General features: G+C 56.6%; 13 protein-coding genes. 7 read left to right on the forward strand and 6 right to left on the reverse strand.

Annotation, left to right across the window (positions count from 1 at the left end; translation table 11 throughout):
• Nucleotides 1-7: 7 nt before the first annotated feature.
• From gspL to L3068_RS07160, 6 genes are all read left to right on the forward strand, one after another.
• Entirely contained in the window at nt 8-1,141 is a 1,134-nt protein-coding gene (gene gspL, locus L3068_RS07135; RefSeq protein ID WP_117580566.1) for a type II secretion system protein GspL, read from the forward strand.
• Entirely contained in the window at nt 1,138-1,623 is a 486-nt protein-coding gene (locus L3068_RS07140) for a type II secretion system protein M (RefSeq protein WP_117580564.1), read from the forward strand. The genes gspL and L3068_RS07140 overlap by 4 nt, the downstream gene beginning before the upstream one ends.
• On the forward strand, nt 1,620-2,417 hold the full coding sequence (locus tag L3068_RS07145; protein WP_023336994.1) for a prepilin peptidase: 798 nt from the start codon (nt 1,620-1,622) through the stop codon (nt 2,415-2,417). The genes L3068_RS07140 and L3068_RS07145 overlap by 4 nt, the downstream gene beginning before the upstream one ends.
• Before the next feature lie 253 nt (nt 2,418-2,670).
• Entirely contained in the window at nt 2,671-5,385 is a 2,715-nt protein-coding gene (locus L3068_RS07150; protein ID WP_045268545.1) for a glycosyl hydrolase family 18 protein, read from the forward strand.
• A 103-nt stretch (nt 5,386-5,488) separates the two neighbouring features.
• Nucleotides 5,489-5,929, forward strand: coding sequence for a type III secretion system invasion protein IagB (gene iagB, locus L3068_RS07155; RefSeq protein ID WP_014883183.1), 441 nt, complete (start codon nt 5,489-5,491; stop codon nt 5,927-5,929).
• Between the two features lie 133 nt (nt 5,930-6,062).
• On the forward strand, nt 6,063-7,886 hold the full coding sequence (locus L3068_RS07160) for a glycoside hydrolase family 19 protein (RefSeq protein WP_023336996.1): 1,824 nt from the start codon (nt 6,063-6,065) through the stop codon (nt 7,884-7,886).
• A gap of 104 nt (nt 7,887-7,990) precedes the next feature.
• On the opposite strand, the gene L3068_RS07165 is transcribed toward L3068_RS07160, so the two are convergent.
• The 4 genes from L3068_RS07165 to poxB form a co-directional block, all read right to left on the reverse strand.
• Entirely contained in the window at nt 7,991-9,004 is a 1,014-nt protein-coding gene (locus L3068_RS07165) for a 3-beta-hydroxysteroid dehydrogenase (protein WP_023336997.1), read from the reverse strand.
• An 89-nt stretch (nt 9,005-9,093) separates the two neighbouring features.
• Complete coding sequence (locus tag L3068_RS07170) at nt 9,094-10,533, reverse strand: SDR family oxidoreductase (protein WP_117580560.1); 1,440 nt, start codon at nt 10,531-10,533, stop codon at nt 9,094-9,096.
• A 10-nt stretch (nt 10,534-10,543) separates the two neighbouring features.
• On the reverse strand, nt 10,544-11,545 hold the full coding sequence (ltaE, locus tag L3068_RS07175) for a low-specificity L-threonine aldolase (RefSeq protein ID WP_117580558.1): 1,002 nt from the start codon (nt 11,543-11,545) through the stop codon (nt 10,544-10,546).
• A gap of 38 nt (nt 11,546-11,583) precedes the next feature.
• Nucleotides 11,584-13,302: a ubiquinone-dependent pyruvate dehydrogenase gene (poxB, locus tag L3068_RS07180; RefSeq protein ID WP_117580556.1), complete on the reverse strand. Its 1,719-nt coding sequence runs from the start codon at nt 13,300-13,302 to the stop codon at nt 11,584-11,586.
• Between the two features lie 152 nt (nt 13,303-13,454).
• On the opposite strand from poxB, the gene L3068_RS07185 reads away from it, so the two are divergent.
• Nucleotides 13,455-13,889 carry a DoxX family protein gene (locus tag L3068_RS07185; protein WP_023338201.1) on the forward strand — a complete coding sequence of 145 codons (435 nt, stop codon included), beginning with the start codon at nt 13,455-13,457 and terminating at the stop codon, nt 13,887-13,889.
• A 146-nt stretch (nt 13,890-14,035) separates the two neighbouring features.
• On the opposite strand, the gene hcr is transcribed toward L3068_RS07185, so the two are convergent.
• Together hcr and hcp are read right to left on the reverse strand one after the other, a co-directional pair.
• Complete coding sequence (gene hcr / locus L3068_RS07190) at nt 14,036-15,004, reverse strand: NADH oxidoreductase (RefSeq protein WP_023337002.1); 969 nt, start codon at nt 15,002-15,004, stop codon at nt 14,036-14,038.
• 10 nt (nt 15,005-15,014) lie between these two features.
• The gene (gene hcp / locus L3068_RS07195) at nt 15,015-16,667 is read right to left on the reverse strand and encodes a hydroxylamine reductase (RefSeq protein ID WP_117580554.1); all 1,653 of its coding nucleotides are present in this window, start codon (nt 16,665-16,667) and stop codon (nt 15,015-15,017) included.
• Between the last annotated feature and the right edge of the window lie 92 nt (nt 16,668-16,759).

A 16,759-nucleotide genomic window follows, 5' to 3' on the forward strand; every position in this document is an offset into this window, starting at 1 on the left:
GATCGCTATGAAACAGGTACTTTTTGTTCGTCCCGACAGCGTCGAGGGCGGGAAAATAATGTGGTGTGTCTCCGGCACTCAGCAGGTGGAAACCGTGGCTAGCCTGGAGGCACTGGCGGATCATCCGCTGGCGACGCGCGTATGTCTGCTGTTGCCGGCCAGCAGCATGATCTTCCGCCATTTTACGTTGCCGAAAAAGGTCGCTTCTCTGGCGACGGCGTTCTCGTGGATGGCCGAAGAGACGCTGATTGGTGACGTGGACTCGCTTCACTGGACCGTGCTTAGCAAAAAGGGCGCAGAGGTCGACGCGGTGGCGATCGATGCCGACAGTCTTCAGGCGTGGTTAACCCGCTGTCAGGAGGCGGGTCTGACGGTGGTGCAGGCGCTACCGGATGCCTGGCTGCTGCCCGTGACGGCGGGCGGCAGCACGCTGGTTGCCGAAGGTGAAACCTGGTGGCTGCGGTTATCCCCGCACGTCGCGGGTGAAATGGAGGCCAACCTGCTGCCGCTGCTGATGCAGAAAGCCGGAGAGGGTGAGGTCTGCTGCTACGGTGATGCACCTGCCGGTGTGGATGTCGATGTTGTGCTGCCCTGGCAGCATCCGCTGGTGCTGATTCAGCCCCAGTGGCAGGCCTGCCGCGTCACGCTTCTGCACGGGGCGTTCAGCGCCAAAGCCAGCAATGGCAAAGCCGCCAGACGGTTAAACGTGGCGATGGCCGCCGTAGGGCTGCTCTCCCTTAGCCTGCTACTGGGGCCGCGCATTGCGATGGCCTGGATGCTGGTACAGCAGGAAAATCAGATCCAGCAGGAGATCCAGCAGGTCTACGAACACCATTTCCCGAGCATGCGTCACAAGACCAATATTAAGTACCACTTTGGTCAAAACATGAAGAAGCAGGGCAAAGGGATCTTTCTTCAGTTTGACGATCTGGAGAAAGCCCGACAGGCCGTTCCGGCAATGGAAATCGACCTGCTGGAATACGATGCGCGGCAGAATATGTTGACGCTGAGCGTCAGCGCACAAAACCAGACCGCATTACAGACGTTTGTGAACCAGGCCAGTGAGAAATTTGATTTCACCCTGCAGCCCGTGTCCACGTCAGCACCTTATACCGCCATGATCGCAGGGAAATATAAATGAAACAGCGAATTGCGCAGCTTAAGTCTCGTTACCAGAATTACAGCGCCAGGGAAAAAGTCATTTTAAAAATATGTGCCGCCGCCCTGCTGGGGGCCGCGGTCTATTACGCCGGGGTTATGCCGCTGGATAATATGATTCAAAATAGTGCTTCGACCCTGGCCAGACAAAAAGAAACCCTGAACTGGATGCGCAGTGAAATAGATAAAAACCATTTGCAGGTTCAGGTAACCAAAACAAATAACCCGCGTGCGCTGGTGGAAAATAGCGCCCAGGAGATCCATCTTCCCCTGACGGATGTGCATCAGGATGGACAAACGTTATCGTTCGTGGTCAGCCGCGTGAACGTTTATGAATTAAAGAACTGGCTGCGGGAAATTAACCAGACCTCCGGCGTCAGGCTGCAGAAAATGAACCTTAAGCCGGTGGATCATCTCAGCGACGTGAAGGCTGAAGTGCAACTCACGTGGGGTAAAACCGCATGAACAGCGTTGCGCTGATGCGGGACGTCTACCCGGTGGGGTTCGCGATCGCGAGCGCGGTGTTAGGCGGCATGGTGGGCAGTTTTCTCGGCGTCGTCGCCGAACGCGTGCCGGCCATGGTAAGGGAAGAGGAGGGATGCGGAAACCTGCTCTTTCCGTCCTCGCACTGCCCGGTGTGCCAGCACGCGCTGGCGGCCTGGGAGAATATTCCGCTGGTGAGCTGGCTGCTTCTGCGCGGGCGATGCAGCCAGTGCAAAACCGCTATCCCGCTGCGAATCTTTCTGGTTGAGCTGGTTTCCGCCCTGTTTTTTGGCCTGACGGCGTGGTGTATGCCCGACGTTCAGGCGCTGTTTTCTCTGTGGCTGCTGGCCGGCTTTTTACTCCCGCTGACGATGATTGACTGGCGGCATCAATTGCTCCCGGATTGCCTGACCCAGCCGCTGCTCTGGGCGGGACTGTTGCTTCATGCGTTCGATCACCAACTGCCGCTACGCGACGCGCTGCTCGGCGCGGTGGCGGGCTATATGTCTCTTTGGTTGCTTTACTGGGCGTTTCGTCTGGCTACCGGGCGGGAAGGTCTGGGATACGGTGATTTCAAGCTGCTGGCGGCATTAGGTGCCTGGTGCGGCTGGCAGGCTCTGCCCACGATTGAACTCGCAGCCGCACTGAGCGGTATCGTTGGGTATTTTGCTTTAAATAATTCAAATAAAAATAACCTCACTATTTCTTTCGGACCTTACCTTTCTTTTGCTGGAATAGTTGTGTTTATTGGGCAGCAGTTTGCTTTCATATTTTAAATATACAGGTCAAGCTTTTTTATAAATTTTTTCAGCGGTGGAAGAGAAGGACGTCTCTTTGCGCTCAGTGTATCGTAAAGGATATAAGCTACACGGAATTTGGGCTTGTATCTTTTTATGGAGGAATACAAAGCAGCAAAACGTTTTTTGTCTCGGTTGTCAGGTTGGTTAAATACGCATTACGCGAAACACGCCATGTTCTCAAGGAAGGCATGGGTATTAACGTTACGAATAAATTTATCAGGAAATAAAAATGAATTTTATGAAGCCTAAATATCTGGCGCTCTTTATTGCGGCGGCAACCAGCTCCGCATTCGCAGCGGCACCAGGCGCACCGTCCATTGGTTCCGGCAATGACAAATTTGCCCTGGTTGAAGTGGATCAGGCCGCTCAGGATTATAACAGTCTGGTTAAAGTCCATAATGACGGCGTAGATGTCAAAGTCGAGTGGAACGTCTGGAGCGGCGATGCGCCAACTTCAGCCAAAGTGCTGTTGGACGGTAAAACCGTGTGGACCGGTGCCGGCGGCGCGGCGGGCTCTGCAACGTTCAAAGTGAAAAAAGGCGGACGTTATCAGGAGCAGGTTGAAGTCTGTAACAACAGCGGCTGTACGAAAAGCGCCAGCAAGCTGATCATCGTTGCGGATACCGACGGTAGCCACCTGCTGCCGCTGAACACGACAATGCACGAGAACAACAAATCCTTCGCGCAGCATACCGATAAAGTGGTTGCGGCCTACTTCCCTGAGTGGGGCGTTTACGACCGTAACTTCCCGGTTGACAAAATTCCTGCTGCGAACCTCAACCACATTCTGTATGGCTTCATTCCAATCTGTGGCGGTGACGGCATCAACGACGGCCTGAAAACCGTAGAAGGCGGCAACAGCTACGGCGTGCTGCAGCGCGACTGCCAGGGACGTCCTGACTTTACCGTGGCGATCCACGACCCGTGGGCTGCCCTGCAAAAACCGCAGGCTGGCGTGTCCAACTGGGACGACCCGTACAAAGGTAACTTTGGTCAGCTGATGGCGCTGAAAAAAGCGCATCCGGACCTGAAAGTACTGCCATCTATCGGTGGCTGGACCCTGTCCGATCCGTTCTTCCACATGGGCGATCCGGCTATCCGCGCACGCTTTGTCTCCTCTGTTAAAGATTTCCTGCAGACCTGGAAATTCTTCGACGGTGTGGATATCGACTGGGAATTCCCGGGCGGCGGCGGTGTGACCGAGACGAAAGGCAACCCGCAGCAGGATAAAGCGACCTATACGGCGCTGATGCACGATCTGCGCGCGATGCTGAACGAGCTGTCTGCCCAGACTGGCCGTACCTATGAGCTGACCAGCGCAATCGGTGCGGGTAAAGATAAGATTGAAGACGTGGACTACACCACTGCTCAGCAGTACCTCGACCACATCTTCCTGATGAGCTACGACTTCTACGGCGGCTGGAGCAACACCGAGCTGGGCCACCAGGCTGCGCTGCATGCGCCAGCATGGCGACCAGACACCAACTACACCACGGAAAACGGGGTTGATGCCCTGCTGCAGCAAGGCGTACAGCCTGGCAAGATCGTGGTCGGTGCGGGCATGTATGGCCGCGGCTGGACGGGTGTACACGGCTACACCGGTAACAATCCATTCACCGGTACCGCGACCGGTATGGTGAGAGGAACCTGGGAACCGGGCGTGGTTGACTATCGTCAGATCGTTAACGAGTACAAAGGCAAACCAGGCTGGGAATACGGCTACGACGCGGATGCAGAAGCGCCATACGTGTTCAACAAAACGACGGGTGACCTGATCACCTACGAAGACGCGCGTTCTACTGCTGCAAAAGGCAAATACGTGCTTCAGAAAAACCTGGGTGGTCTGTTCGCATGGTCTATTGACTCCGATACCGGCGACATCCTGAACGCCATGAACGAAAGCCTGCTGGGTGGCGGCTCTACGCCGGTTGATCCTGTTGTGACCAACCATGCGCCAATCGCCTCTTCTGCAGACCAGAACGTTTCTGGCCCGGCAACCGTTACGCTCGATGGTTCTGCGTCCAGCGATCCAGATGGCGATGCGATTACCTACAAATGGACTCAGGTTTCTGGCCCATCGGTCACCCTGACCAACAGCACCAAAGCGAAAGCGACCTTCAACGTCGCGGCTGCGACCAGCGATCAGACCATGGTGTTCCGCCTGACGGTTACCGACGCCAAAGGCCTGAGCAACGCGATTGACGTGCAAGTTGTTAACAAGGCGCCGAAGGCTAACCAGGCACCGGTTGTGAACCCAATGGAAGCGGTGACGCTGCAGGCGGGTGAAACCTATGTTGTGCATGCGCAGGCTGCGGATCCAGACGGTGATAACCTGACCTATACCTGGAGCGTTCCGGCAGATATGCACGCGACCGGTACTGACACCGCGAACGTGACCATCACTGCGCCAGAAGTGGCTTCTACCTCTTCCTACACCCTGAGTGTGGTGGTAGGCGATGGTAAAACCAGCGTGCAGTCTAACGTCCAGGTAACGGTTAATCCGAAACCAGCCGACGTGACGCCGCCAGCTGATGACGTGACTCCGCCGTCTGACGAAGTTACACCACCTGCTGATGACGTGACTCCGCCATCTGACGAAGGCACTGCAACCGGCAGCTGCGACGCACCGGTTGACGCCAACGCCGGCAACTACGCCGCGTGGGATTCCAGCAAAATCTACAACACTGGCGATACCGTAAGCTTCGACCATCTGGTGTGGAAAGCGAAGTACTGGACTCAGGGCAACCAGCCTGGCTTCGGCGTGGACGCATGGGAACTTGCGAGCAACGTGAAGATGAACTGGCGTTCTGATCTGGTGTACAACGGCGGCGAAACCACTACTTACCAGGGCAACGTTTACCGTGCCAAATGGTGGACCCGTGGTGACAACCCAGCGAACAGCGATGTATGGGTCAAAGAAGGCCCAGCGACAGATTGCCAATAATCTGAGCTGATAAAGACTCCCCCCGTATAAGGGGGGAGTAAATCAAAAATGATTTTACAGGATGTTGTTAAGGAGAAATAAACGAAACGGTCAGCAGGTAAAAATGAAAAAGTTAATTTTTTTATTATTGATTATCAGCCAAAGCGCGCTGGCAAACTGTTGGGATAAAGCGGCACATTATTATCACGTCGATCCTTATTTACTGTACGCCATTGCCAATGTGGAGTCGGGAATGAATCCGTATGCGGTCGGCAGAAACCATGACGGTACGCGTGACGTGGGGTTGATGCAAATTAACAGCTCACATTTTTCGGCACTGGAGAGCAGGGGGATAGATGAATATCGGCTAATAACCGAACCCTGTACCTCGATTATGGTTGGCGCATCGATTTTATCCAGCATGATTAAAGTGTATGGCTATAACTGGGAGGCGGTCGGCGCCTATAACGCCGGATTAAAGAAAGAAAATTATCCGCAACGCATGATATACGCCCACAAAGTGTGGAAAAAATATCAGGAACTGAAAGCGACAGCAAACGAATGAGTTTTTTATTTTTGAAGAATTCCTGAGGGTGTTCTTCGAAAAGAGAAAACAGCTGTCTGCGGTTTATTTATTAACGGATTAATACATAAGCCTGGATAGTTATTATTTAACTTAAATAAACAGGAATAGTGAAATGAACAAAAGGACGTTACTGAGTGTTCTCGTTGCCGGCGCATGCGTAGCACCGTTTATGGCGCAGGCTGCCTCGCTGCAAGCGACCACCAGTGAACCATACACCATGAACGCCAGCGATCTGGCGAAGAAAGAGAAAGAGCTGACCAGCTTCCCGCTGATGGATGCCGTAAAGGAAACCATTAAGACGCTGGACAACGCCCAGGTTGAACTGATTGAACCTGGTCGTGCGGCGAACCCGGAGAACGTGAAACGCGTGGAAGGGATCGTGAAAGCCAGCGACTGGGAATATCTCTTCCCGCTGCGCGCGCAGGCGTACACCTACAGCAACTTCCTGAAAGCGGTTGGTAAATTCCCGGCGCTGTGTAAGACCTACAATGACGGTCGCGACAGTGACGCTATCTGCCGTAAAGAGCTGGCAACCATGTTTGCGCACTTTGCTCAGGAAACGGGCGGTCACGAAAGCTGGCGTCCGGAAGCAGAATGGCGTCAGGCCCTGGTTCACGTGCGTGAGATGGGCTGGAGCGAAGGCCAGAAGGGCGGCTATAACGGCGAATGTAACCCGGACGTCTGGCAGGGTCAGACCTGGCCGTGCGGTAAAGATAAAGACGGCGACTTCCTGAGCTACTTCGGTCGCGGTGCGAAGCAGTTGTCCTACAACTACAACTACGGCCCGTTCTCTGAAGCGATGTACGGTGACGTGCGTACGCTGCTCGACAAACCTGAGCTGGTGGCGGATACCTGGCTGAACCTGGCGAGTGCGATCTTCTTCTTCGCCTATCCGCAGCCGCCTAAACCAAGCATGCTGCAGGTTATCGACGGTACATGGCAGCCGAACGATCACGATAAAGCCAACGGTCTGGTCCCTGGCTTCGGCGTGACCACCCAGATCATCAACGGTGGCGTTGAGTGCGGCGGTCCAACTGAAATTGCACAGTCTGAAAACCGTATCAAGTACTACAAAGAGTTCGCGAACTACCTGAAGGTCCCTGTTCCGGCGAACGAAGTGCTGGGCTGCGCGAACATGAAGCAGTTCGACGAAGGCGGTGCTGGCGCGCTGAAGATTTACTGGGAGCAGGACTGGGGATGGAGCGCGGATACGCCAAGCGGCGAAACCTACTCTTGCCAGCTCGTTGGTTACCAGACGCCGTTCAGCGCGTTCAAAGAGGGTGATTACAGCAAGTGCGTGCAGAAGTTCTTTAACGTGAACATCGTTAACGACGACGGTTCCGTTACGCCGGATGAAACCCCGGTAACGCCAACGCCTACGCCGTCAGAAGACGAAACGCCGGCGCCAGCGCCAGTTCCGGATGAAACCCCGGCTGAACCTGCTGTGGTGAATCACGCGCCGGTGGCGCATATCGCGGGTCCAATCGGCGCCGTTGAGGCGGGTGCACATGTCTCTCTGAGCGCGGAAGGTTCTACCGATGCAGACGGCAACGCGCTGACCTACACCTGGCGTTCCCAGGACGGTCAGACCGTAACCGGTCAGGATAAAGCGGTTGTCACCTTTACTGCTCCAGAGTCTGCAACGGCTCAGCAGATTGAAATCAGCCTGACCGTGAGCGACGGTGAGTTGAGCAGCACGACCTCTTATCTGCTGAACGTGAAAGCCAAAGCAGCACCGTCTCAGGACGAAGGCACGTCTGGCGATTACGCGGCGTGGAGCGCGAACAGCAAGTACAAGGCCGGTGATATCGTGAACAACCACGGTAAACTGTTCCAGTGCAAACCGTTCCCGTACAGCGGCTGGTGTAACAACGCCCCGGCATACTATGAACCGGGCGCTGGTCTGGCATGGTCTGATGCCTGGACAGCTCTGTAAAAGCAAACGGCAACCGAAAGGTTGCCGTTTTAGTTTTTGCACCCTTTCCAGCGGTACGGTGCAGTTGTAGGCCCGGTAAGGCGAAGCCGCCACCAGGCAACAGGCTAGCGGTGCAGTTTGCCGTGATCCCGTAACCACGCCGCCGTGCGCACAATCCCTTCATCCAGCGTCACCACCGGCCGATACCCCAGTTCGTTCTCTGCCCGCGAAATATCCAGCGTGAAATCAAAATTGAGTTTAGAGACACCGTAATGCGTCAGCGCAGGTTCTTTGGCCGCTTTACTGCCGAATCGCTCCATGCTGCGGGCAATCATGTCAAGCATGGGGTAGGGGACAGAACGGATGCGGCAGTCGATCTGCAGTTCATCAATCAGCCGCTGCACAATGCTGCGTAGCGTACAGGGTTCGCCGTTGGTGATGTTATAGGCGCGACCAGAGATCAGCTTATCGCAGTCCGACTGGCTGGCCAGCCACATGGCGTGGACGGCGTTTTCGTAATAGGTCATATCCACCAGCGCATCGCCACCGCGTGGCAGCAGCACGCTGCCGTAGTGATGCATCATCTGCGCCAGGCGCGGAATAAACACTTTGTCGTGCGGTCCGAACAGGCTCTGCGGACGCAGTACCGTAAAACGGGTGTGCGGGTTCGACTGCGCCAGCAGGTCGATCACCTCTTCACTGGCCGCCTTGCTGCGCGCAAATTCACAGGCAAAGCGTGCCGGACGGAAATCTTCCTGCACATCGCGATGGTGGTGATAGTCGAAATAGAGCGACGGGGAGGAGATATGAATAAAGTTACGTACCCCCCAGGCAACGGCCCATTCACCCAGACGGCGGGTGGCCCGCACGTTGGCGAGATCGAAGGCTTCCTGGGTCCCCCACGGAGAGGTAAAACTGGAGCAGTGCCACAGCGTATCGATTCCGGCGAGCATCACCTTCGCCTGCGAGGAGACCAGCTCCGTCAGGTCGGCATGGACGAACTCTGCGCCCATTTTTTGCAGCAGTTTTCCCATCGCCTCGTTGCGACCGGTAGCCCTGACGCTAATGCCCTTGTTGCGCAGAAATTCGACCGCATTTCGGCCTAAGCCGCTGGTCGCCCCGGTAACCAGTACCTTCATATCAATCCACTGTGTTGAAAAAGAATTTCGTGCGCATTCTTTCGTGAATTACGGCGCTATGCAATGGGAAAGGTGAAAGAAAAAGCGTTTTAATGAGTTATTTTCGTTTTTTGTTCTGCCAGTTGCGCAATTCGTTTCGCCATTCCCCGGAAGATAAAAAGATGGGCGGGGATCATGAACAGCCAGTAAAAAAGGCCCGGCATCCCGTGCGGGTGCCACCAGGCGCGGACGTCCAGTTCCCGGCGATCGCCTTTATCCTTGAGGGTGAAGCAGAGTCGCCCCAGCCCCGGCGCTTTCATACCGAACAACAACGCCAGCTGCTTTTCCGGCTCGACGATGATCACTTTCCAGCTGTCCACCGCGTCGCCCACCTCAAGATACGGGCGCGCCGGGCGACCTTTAGCCAGCCTGTGCCCCACCAGCAGATCCATTGTCCCCCGCGTTTGCCAGAGGAGATTGCCGAAGAAATAACGTTCTTTGCCGCCAATTTGGTTCACCACTTCCCACAGCGCCTCAAGGCTGGCAGAGGTTTTTACCGTGCAGCCCGCCTGTTTCGGGTAATAACCGTACTCCGGCCGCCAGCGGGCAAAGGCCTGCGCGTCATAACCCCAGTCGCTGGAGTTCACCAGCTGCTCTTCTTCTTTCAGCGTATTGCGTACCGCGTCGTCAAACCGGATCAGATCCTGAGGGATTAAGGCGCGCAGCTCGCGATCGTCCGCCAGCAGATCGTGTTTCAGCCCCTGAATCAGCGCTTTGGCGGTGGTCGGCGGCACGGAGGTGATCACATTTAAAAACCAGACTGAGATCCAGCGGGTCGGGAAGGGGATGGGGATCAGCCAGCGGCGGCGTCCGCTGACGCGCATGAAATGTTCGAACTGCTGCTGATAGCTCAGCACTTCAGGGCCTGCTGCTTCAAGCACCCGGTGTTGCTCCGCCGGGTGATCGAGCAATGCCACCAGATAGTGGAGCAAGTTCTCCAGCGCAATCGGCGTGGTGCGCGAGCGGACCCAGCGCGGCGGCGTCAGTACCGGCAGGTTGTAGACCATATCGCGCATCACTTCAAAAGCGGCTGAGCCCGCGCCGACGATGATCCCTGCGCGCAGTTCGGTGACGGGGATATTCGCCCCGCGGAGGGTGTCCGCCGTCAGCTGGCGCGCGCGCAGGTGATCGGACTGCTCGCTCTCAGGCGCCTGGAGCGAACTTAAAAAAATCACCTGCTTCACCGGCGTTTGCAGCAGGGCATCGCGAACGTTCAACGCCACCTGTCGCTCGTGGGCGATAAAATCGCCGCCTTCGCCCATGCTGTGGACCAGGTAGTAAAGCGTGTCGACCCCTTCCAGCAGCGCGGGAAGCGCCTTCGGCCAGTTGAGGTCAACGTTGTGGCAGGTGACGCCCGGCAACGCCAGCTTTTGCAGGCGCTCGGTGTTGCGTGCCGCTGCCAGCACCTGATGTCCCCGCTGGCTCAACGCCGTGGTGAGATGCTGACCGATATACCCGCTGGCGCCAAGCACCAGAATGCGTTGCGGCACGTGAGGCTCCTTAGCGCTGTAAAAACGCCTGCCAGTGTTTCACCACCTCTGCCAGCTGTTCGCGGTTCACGTCGAGGTGCATGACCAGACGCACCATCGGAGAGGCGTTGATCAGCACGCCGCGCGCTTTCATAAATTCGCCCAGCGCAGCGGCATGCTCATCGCCCACGCGAATGAACAGCATGTTGGTGTCGTGGCGCATCACGTCCGCACCGATCTCGCGCAGCTGTGTGGCCATCCATGCGGCGTTATCGTGATCGTCTTTCAGGCGCGCCACGTTATTTTTGAGAGCATACAGACCCGCTGCCGCCAGAATACCGGCCTGGCGCATGCCGCCGCCGGTCATCTTACGCCAGCGGTTGGCGCGCTTGATGTAATCCGCATTGCCGACCAGCAGGGAACCCACCGGCGTACCCAGCCCTTTGGAGAGGCAAATGGTGAACGAGTCGCAATATTGCGTAATCTCTTTCAGCTCGCAGCCGTACGCCACTACGGCGTTAAAAATGCGCGCACCGTCAACGTGCAGGCCGAGCTTGCGCTCGCGGGTGAAGTCCCATGCCGCTTTCAGGTACTCGCGCGGCAGCACTTTACCGTTGTGGGTATTTTCCAGACTGAGCAGTTTCGTGCGGGCGAAATGAATATCGTCGGCTTTGATTTTTGCCGCGACCTTATCGAGCGGGAGTGTACCGTCCGGCGCGGCGTCAATCGGCTGCGGCTGGATGCTGCCGAGCACCGCCGCACCGCCGGCTTCGTAGAGATAGTTATGCGCGCCCTGGCCGACAATATACTCTTCGCCGCGCTCGCAGTGGCTGAGCAGCGCCACGAGGTTCGCCTGCGTGCCGGTCGGCAGGAACAGCGCGGCCTCCTTGCCACTCAGCTCTGCCGCATAGCGCTGTAACGCGTTGACCGTCGGGTCATCGCCGTAGACGTCGTCCCCGACCGGGGCGGCCATCATCTCTTCGAGCATGGCACGGCTCGGGCGGGTAACGGTATCACTACGCAAATCAATCATTTCACATCCCTTTATTTTAAGAGGTCACGTGAAATGTTTTACCTGAGCCAGTTGGTTTTTGCCAGTTCGATCACTTCATCACCGCGGCCGCTGATGATGGCGCGCAGCATATAGAGGCTAAAACCTTTCGCCTGTTCCAGCTTGATTTGCGGTGGAATAGCCAGCTCTTCTTTGGCGACTACCACATCCACCAGCACCGGACCGTCGATAGAGAAGGCGCGCTGCAGGGCTTCATCCAAGTCAGACGCTTTTTCCACGCGAATACCGGTGATGCCGCACGCCTCGGCAATGCGCGCGAAGTTGGTGTCATGCAGTTCGGTACCGTCCGTCAGATAACCACCGGCCTTCATCTCCATCGCCACAAAGCCCAGTACGCTGTTGTTGAAGACCACGATTTTGAGCGGCAGCTTCATCTGTACCACGGAGAGAAAATCACCCATGAGCATGCTAAACCCGCCGTCGCCGCACATGGCCACCACCTGACGTTCCGGTGCCGTCGCTTTTGCGCCCAGCGCCTGCGGCATGGCGTTGGCCATCGAGCCGTGGTTGAACGAACCCAGCAGGCGGCGTTTGCCGTTCATCTTCAGGTAGCGTGCTGCCCAGACGGTTGGCGTGCCGACGTCGCAGGTAAAAATGGCGTCGTCGTCAGCGAAATGACTGATCTGCTGTGCCAGGTACTGCGGGTGGATGGCTTTGTCGCTCGGTTTGGCGAGATCGTCCAGCCCCTTACGGGCATCGCGGTAGTCACTGAGGGCTTTATCAAGAAACGCGCGATCCGTTTTCTCCTCGAGCAGCGGCAGCAGGGCGGCCAGGGTGGATTTGATATCGCCCACCAGCGCCATATATACCTTGCTGTGCGCGCCGATGCTGGCCGGATTGATATCGATCTGAATGATTTTGGCATCCGTCGGGTAAAACGCGCGGTAAGGGAACTGGGTACCGAGTAAAATCAGCGTGTCGGCGTTCATCATGGTGTGGAACCCGCTGGAGAAACCGATCAGCCCGGTCATTCCCACATCGTAGGGGTTGTCGTACTCGACGTGCTCTTTGCCGCGCAGGGCGTGAACAATGGGGGATTTTAGCTTACCCGCGAATTCAAGTAGCTCCTTGTGCGCGCCCGCGCAGCCGCTACCGCACATCAGGGCAATATTGCTGGAGTAACGCAGCAGCTGCGCCAGCTTTTTCAGCTCTTCTTCCGCAGGCGTCACCACAGGCTGCGGGGCGTGATACCAGTGGGTGCTGGCCCCTTCTGGTGCGGCCTTAAGGGCCACATCACCCGGGATAACGACCACCGACACGCCGCGGTTCAGCACCGCCTTGCGCATGGCGATTGCCAGAACCTGCGGGATCTGCTCGGGGGATGAAACCAGTTCGCAATAGTGGCTGCATTCACGGAACAGCTCCTGCGGATGCGTCTCCTGAAAATAGCCGCTACCGATTTCGGAAGAGGGGATATGGGCGGCAATCGCCAGCACCGGCACGTGGTTACGGTGGCAGTCAAACAGACCGTTGATCAGATGCAGGTTACCTGGCCCGCACGAGCCTGCACACACGGCCAGTTCACCGGTGAGCTGCGCTTCGGCTCCCGCGGCAAATGCAGCGACCTCTTCATGGCGGGTCGGCATCCATTCAATGGTTTTCATTTTGTTAAGGCTGTCGCTCAGTCCGTTCAGGGAATCGCCGGTTACGCCCCAGATACGTTTCACGCCAGCCTGTTCCAGGGTTTTCGCTATATATGCAGCCACAGTTTGTTTCATGGGTGTCCTTCTCCTTTTTGTGATATCGCTTACAAGCTTAGGAAGAAAGTCGCTGTATTGCCTGCTCAACACCCCTCAATTAACAGGGTTTCCTTGCGCGATAATTCGGCATAATCTGGTGCTGACTCAGGTGAAAACAGGAATCATTTCAAATGGTTAAATCATTGTTAATTGCTGTTAATGAAAAGCTATCGTGCGACGATCTTGGCAAACTCTTGTTACGACTTGCCGTCGGTGGGTTGATGCTCTTTCACGGTTTGCACAAGTTATTCGGCGGCGTGGGCTTTATCAGCGGCATGCTGGTGGAAAAAGGGTTGCCGGGGTTTATCGCCTATGGCGTGTTGATTGGCGAAGTGGTGGCACCGATGTTGATTATTGTCGGCCTCTTTACGCGACCGGCCGCGCTGATGCTGGCGTTTACGATGATTGTGGCATGGCTTATGGTAGGAATGGGTGAAACGTTCGCCCTCGATAAGGTTGGGGCATGGGCGATTGAAAGCCTGGTGTACTTCTTTATTGGCTCGCTGGCGGTGGCATTTTTAGGGGCTGGGCGGTTTGCGCTGGGGAAAGCACCGGCGTGGCGTTGAGGCTGTTGTCGATCGGGTAAACAATGTGCCGCCCGACAAAAAAGCCCGGTGGCGCTAGCGCTTACCGGGCCTACGACGTCCAGCCCCTACAAGGTAGGCCGGGTAAACGCAGTGCCACCCGGCAAAAACAGGGGCACCGCGTAAGATTATGCGAGGACCAGATCCCCCTGCGGATGGCATGAGCACGCCAGCACGTAACCTTCGGCAATTTCCGCGTCGGACAGCGTCATGGTGCTGGTGACAGTGTACTCACCTGAAACCACTTTCGTCTTACAGCAACCGCATACGCCCGCACGACAGGCGGCCACTACCGGCACCTTATTGCTTTCGAGTGCCTCCAGCAAAGTCGTTCCCACGCGGCCAAAGAAGGTCTGCGCAGGCTGTAGCTTAGTAAACTGAATCCCGCTGGTTGCCGCCTCCGCTACCGGCGTGAAGAATTGCTCCTTGAAGAAGCGGGTCACGCCAAGCGCCTTCACTTCTTTCTCGACGATATCCATGTAAGGCGCCGGGCCGCAGGTCATCACGGTACGGTGCGCAATATCCGGCACGCTTTGCAGCAGCTCGCGGCTCAGACGACCGGGCACAAAACCGTGGACCGCATTGTGTTCTGCCACCAGTGTTACCGGATAATTACGCCACTCCTCGGCAAAAATAACATCTTCCGGAGAGCGAACGCTAAAGATCACCTGCACGTCGGCCTGCGGACGGTTTTTCGCCAGCCAGCGGCGCATGGACATAATCGGCGTGACGCCACAGCCCGCCGCCAGCAGCAGGAATTTATCTTCCGCCTTGTCGTCACAGGTGAAATCGCCCTGGGCGTCTGACAGCCAGATATAGTCTCCGCGCTTAACGTCACGGGTCAGCCACTGCGAGCCGGCACCGTCATCAATACGGCGAATGGTAAGCGTGATGTATTCGCTCACGCCCGGCGTTGAGGAGATCGTGTAGGCACGCAGGGTGTCCGCCGAATGGCGGACACTGACCAGCGCATACTGACCGGCACGGTACGGATAGTAATCGTGGCAAATCAGTGAGAGCGTCCACACATCCGGCGTCTCCTGGTGGATGTGATGAACCTGCATCCGCCACGGACATTGTGAGGTTGGCATGGTCATGAATAACTCCTTACGCGCTCAGCAGCTGCTTCATATCATCTTCAACGTTGGTGACGGAGCGCAGGCCGAATTTTTCGTTCAGCACGGCCAGCAGGTCCGGCGTCAGGAAGCCTGGTGCGGTCGGGCCGGTCACGATGTTGGTCACGCCCAGAGAGAGCAGGGTCAGCAGGATGACGATCGCTTTCTGCTCAAACCACGAAAGCACCAGCGACAGCGGCAGGTCGTTCACGCCACAGCCCAGTTTCTCCGCCAGGGTAACCGCCAGAATAATGGCCGAGTAAGCATCGTTACACTGGCCCGCATCGATCAGGCGCGGCAGACCTTCGATATTGCCGAAGTCCAGCTTGTTGAAACGGTATTTACCGCAGGCCAGGGTCAGGATCAGGCAATCGTCCGGTACGCTGGTGGCGAAATCGGTGAAGTAGTTACGCTCACCGCGCGCGCCGTCGCAGCCGCCGACGAGGAAGATGTGGCGAAGCTTTTCACGGCTGACGAGATCGATCAGCGAATCTGCGGCGCCGAGCAGGGTTTCACGGCCAAAGCCGACGGTGATCAGATGCGGAATTTCGCTGTATGGGAAGCCCGCCATTTGCTGCGCCTGGGCAATAACCGGACCGAAATCGTCGCCTTCGAGGTGGCTCACGCCCGGCCAGCCGACGATGCTGCGGGTCCAGATGCGGTCGTCATACGCGCCCACGGTAGGGTCGATGATGCAGTTAGAGGTCATCACGATAGGGCCAGGGAAGCGGGCGAACTCCACCTGCTGGTTCTGCCAGCCGCTGCCGTAGTTACCGATCAGATGTTTGAATTTACGCAGCTCCGGGTAGCCGTGCGCAGGCAGCATTTCGCCGTGAGTATAAACGTTGACGCCAGTGCCTTCAGTCTGCTTCAGCAGGTTGTAGAGATCTTTCAGGTCATGACCGGAGATCAGGATACATTTGCCCTCGGTCGCCTTCACGTTGACCTGCGTTGGCGTCGGGTGGCCGTAGGTACTGGTTTCACCGGCATCCAGAATGCTCATCACGCGGAAGTTCATCTGGCCGATTTCCATTGAGCACTCAAGCAGGGCGTTCATATCGGCAGGCCAGGTACCCAGCCACGCCATGATTTTGTGGTACTGCGCGTAGATATCGTTGTCGTACTGACCGAGAACGTGCGCGTGCTCCATATACGCCGCTGCGCCTTTCAGACCGTACAGGCACAGCAGGCGCAGGCCGAGAATGTTCTCGCCAATCGCCGCTTTGTCTTTATTCGGGGTAAAGTCTGCCGCCTGACGCTGGAGGTCGCCCAGGTCATCACTCGCCAGCTGGAGTTCTGACATCGGGTTGTCCACGCGAGCGTTAGCATCAGCGTTCAGGCACTGCGCTTTCAGCGCTTCACGCAGGGCGATAGCTTCACGGGCATAGCCGACGATGCGAGGGGAATCAAAGTTAACGTTGGTCAGCGTAGAGAAGAATGCGCGCGGCGCGAAGCTGTCGACGTATTGGTCGACGATGCCGTATTCGCGGGCTTTGAATGCCCATGCGGAAAGGCCTTGCAGGGCAGCAATCAGCAGGTCCTGCAGGTCTGATGTTTCTGCGGTTTTGCCGCACATACCCTGCGCGTAAGAGCAGCCATTGCCTGCCGGGGTACGGATGGTTTGTTCACATTGCACACAAAACATAATCACACCTGTTAAAGTTATATTTGATATACATGTTTAAGATTATGCCTGTGCCAGAACGGTGAAAAGCGCTTTCTGCTACAAAATAGAGG

This window comes from Enterobacter cloacae complex sp. ECL414 (genome assembly GCF_021869685.1).
GTDB lineage: Bacteria > Pseudomonadota > Gammaproteobacteria > Enterobacterales > Enterobacteriaceae > Enterobacter > Enterobacter kobei.